The organism is Pedobacter sp. 01N416, from assembly GCF_056399685.1.
In genome coordinates, this window is sequence record NZ_JBFTRT010000592.1 from 1 (window position 1) to 3,049 (window position 3,049).

Annotated in this window: 2 protein-coding genes; both read right to left on the bottom strand. The window is 39.3% G+C overall.

The genetic code is table 11. The features are described 5' to 3' along the window. Window positions 1–82: 82 nt before the first annotated feature. Window positions 83–1,336 carry a pyridoxal phosphate-dependent aminotransferase gene (locus AC1DND_RS24175; RefSeq protein WP_477585117.1) on the bottom strand — a complete coding sequence of 418 codons (1,254 nt, stop codon included), beginning with the start codon at window positions 1,334–1,336 and terminating at the stop codon, window positions 83–85. 28 nt (window positions 1,337–1,364) lie between these two features. Then, window positions 1,365–2,696 carry an argininosuccinate lyase gene (gene argH, locus AC1DND_RS24180; RefSeq protein WP_477585118.1) on the bottom strand — a complete coding sequence of 444 codons (1,332 nt, stop codon included), beginning with the start codon at window positions 2,694–2,696 and terminating at the stop codon, window positions 1,365–1,367. Window positions 2,697–3,049 lie beyond the last annotated feature (353 nt).

The window sequence follows — 3,049 nt, forward strand, 5'->3', positions numbered from 1 at the left end:
AATCAAAATGTTCGTTGGAGTAAAAATAAAGAAACCCTCTTAAGTTAATTTTGAAGAGGGTTTCTTATCTAATTTATAATCTTTACTTCAACTTACTCAAAGCGGTTTTAATCCTTGGCAACATATCTTTAATATCCTGCAGGGTACAAGCACCAACCGAAGCCCTGAACCAAGGCATACTGTCTTCATTTCCAAAAGCAGAGAATGGAACCAAAGCTGCTCCAGCTTCTTTAATCAGATAGAAATTTACATCTGCACTATCTTTTAAAACTTGACCATCTTCAGTGGTTTTTCCGATATAATCGATTTTAATGGTCAAATAAATCGCGCCCATCGGCTCAACAGCATCAACATTAAAGCCTTCGTTCTTTAATTCGTTAAATCCATTGTAAAGTGCGTTTAAGCTATCTTGAATCTGACCTTTAAAACTGGTTAAGAAAGTATCAACCTGTGCTTTATCGTTAAAATAATTAGACATAGCCACTTGCTCGGCTTTTGGCGCCCAGGCACCCATGTGGCCAACTAAAGCTTTCATTCTATTGATAATATCCTCCGGACCAAAACCCCATCCTACACGTACACCAGTTGCCGCCAAACATTTCGAACTACCATCAACAAAAACAGTAAACGGACGCATTGTAGGGCGTAAGGAAACTGGATTTACATGTTCTTTTCCGAAAGTTAAAAGCGAATAAATCTGATCGTACATCATGTACAATGGTTTTTCGTCGGCACCACGTGATGCATTTTCTTCTAAAACAGCATCACAGATTTCAGCTAAGGAATCGGCATCGAACATGGTTCCTGTTGGGTTTAATGGCGAGCACAGCGCCAATAAGGTTGCCCCTTTTAAATGCGGTTTTAATTGCGCTGCAGTTGGCATAAAATTATGCGCAGCATCGGTTTCTACCGCAATTGTTTTTGCCGAAGTTAAGTGAGAATAGTGGTTGTTATTCCAAGATGGTGCAGGGAAAACCACGGTATCTCCAGGATCGATCAAAGCCAGGTAAGTAGCATAAATTAAAGGGCGTGAACCACCAGAAACTAAAATGCTGTTGGTGTTGTATTCTAACCCAAATCTATCCTTTAACAATTCCGAAACCGTTTCTCTTAAAGGCAAAACACCGTCAGCAGGCGGGTAGTTGGTTTGGTTGGCGTTGTATGCTTCTACAATTCCGGCCTTTAATTCGGTTGGGATTGGGTAAATGTTTGCGTCAAAATCGCCTATGGTTAAATTAGCGATCGAAGCACCTTTGCGCTTCATTTCGTTAACTTCATTACCGATTTTTATAATTTCTGAGCCGATTAATGAACTGGCCAATACTGAAACTTTCATATACTATTATTTATTATCGATCTTATAATTAGCGAATTAAATCTTCTATTGCTTTATTCACTTTTCCGAAACCAAATTGAGACAATACTCCTTGCATTGCTGCAGCAATCTGCTCGTTGCACAGGTTGCCAATGCTCCCTTCGTGTGTATGATGTATTTGGCCAGACGGTGCAAAAGTACCATTTTCTATCTGTTCGCCAACAATTTTATAAGCCTCTCTAAATGGAACACCTTGTAAAGCCAGATCATTCACTACTTCAACGCTAAACAGATAGTCGTATTTTTTATCCTTTAAAATATCATCTTTTATCGTGATGTTCTGGAACATAAAAGTAGCAATCTCCAAACATTCGTTTAAAGAAGTAATTGCTGGAAATAGATTTTCTTTCAGCAATTGTAAATCGCGGTGATAACCTGATGGCAGATTGGTAATCATCATGGCAATTTCATTCGGCAAAGCCTGAATTTTATTGCAACGCGAACGGATCAACTCAAAAACATCAGGATTTTTTTTGTGTGGCATAATACTCGACCCTGTAGTCAGTTCTGCCGGAAAACTAATGAAGCCAAAATTCTGATTGATGAACAAACACACATCCATCGCCATTTTAGCTAAAGTTGCTGCAACAGCACTCATTGCCTGTGCTAAAACCCTTTCAGTTTTGCCACGCCCCATCTGCGCATAAACTACATTATAGTTTAAGCTTTCAAAGCCTAACAACTCAGTTGTTAAAGTTCTGTTTAAAGGGAATGAAGAACCATAACCAGCAGCTGACCCTAATGGATTCTTATTACAGATTTTCCATGCAGCCAACATCAATTCCATATCATCTGCCAAGCTTTCGGCATAAGCACCAAACCATAAACCAAAAGACGATGGCATGGCAATCTGCAAATGCGTATAACCTGGCATCAATTTATCTTTGTGCGTATTGCTCAGCTCAATTAGCTCATTAAACAAGATTGAGGTTTGGCCAACCATATCTTCGATGCAAGCCCTAAAGAACAGTTTCAAATCAACCAGCACCTGATCGTTACGCGACCGGCCACTATGGATTTTCTTACCTGCTTCGCCAATACGTTGTGTAAGCAACCACTCTACCTGTGAGTGCACATCTTCCACACTGTCTTCTATGGTGAAATTTCCAGCTTCAATTTCAGCATAAATATTTTTCAATTCTTGTTGAACCGTTTTCAGTTCTTCAGCGGATAGCAAATTAATAGTTTCTAACATTTGGGTATGCGCCAAAGAACCCAATACATCAAACTTTGCCATTTGCAGATCCAGTTCACGGTCTTTACCAACCGTAAAACGCTCTACAAACTGATTTACATCTATATTTTTTTGCCAGATTTTCATTAGTGATATTTTTTTCAATGGTTATGAAGAATGCTTCCGCAATTTTCATTTTAAATTTATTTAACCACAAAGTGCGCTAAGTTTTCCGCAAAGCACACAAAGCTATTCTATCATTTTACCACAGCGTACTCAGCGTTTTACACAGCGAACACCAGGAGTTGTAAAGCATTTAAGTTGGGCATCCAAGCCATATACCATCAACCTTAAAACCCTCAACCTTGTATAACCGGTTTCAGCATATTTACATAGCCCTCAACACCCTCTGCTACTTCTCGCACATACAAAAACTCATCAGCCATGTGCGATCGGCCAGAAAAACCCGGACCACATTTTACTGATGGAATATCTAATAA

Coding starts and splice junctions, on each gene's coding strand:
- argH (WP_477585118.1), bottom strand. CDS start 2,696: ATGAAAATCTGGCAAAAAAATATAGATGTAAATCAGTTTGTAGAGCGT.
- AC1DND_RS24175 (WP_477585117.1), bottom strand. CDS start 1,336: ATGAAAGTTTCAGTATTGGCCAGTTCATTAATCGGCTCAGAAATTATA.